We start from the raw sequence: 274 nt of genomic DNA, 5'->3' as shown, positions 1-274 counted from the left end.
CGTCCGGACCTGACGGCGGAGCGGTTCGTCGCCGACCCCTTCGGTCCGGCCGGCAGCCGCATGTACCGCACCGGCGACCTGGCCCGCTGGGCCGACGGCGGCCTGCTGGACTTCGTGGGCCGGGCCGACGACCAGGTCAAGATCCGCGGCTTCCGCATCGAACTCGGCGAGGTCGAAGCCGTGCTCGGCCGCTTCCCGGGCCTCTCCCAGGTCACGGTCATCGCCCGCGAGGACCGGCCCGGCGACAAGCGCCTGGTGGCGTACCTGGTCGCCG

The 274-nt window shown here is 74.5% G+C and carries 1 protein-coding gene; it reads left to right on the top strand.

The annotated features are described in order from the left end of the window. Positions 1-274 (top strand): AMP-binding protein (locus tag IH80_RS0138580; protein WP_030966589.1); only part of this gene is annotated, 274 nt, incomplete at both ends.

The sequence above is a fragment of the Streptomyces sp. NRRL S-378 genome, from assembly GCF_000720645.1.
In the GTDB taxonomy this organism is placed as follows: Bacteria; Actinomycetota; Actinomycetes; order Streptomycetales; family Streptomycetaceae; genus Streptomyces.
Note: the sequence above shows the minus strand (reverse complement) of the source record. Positions and strands in the feature narration are given on the sequence as shown.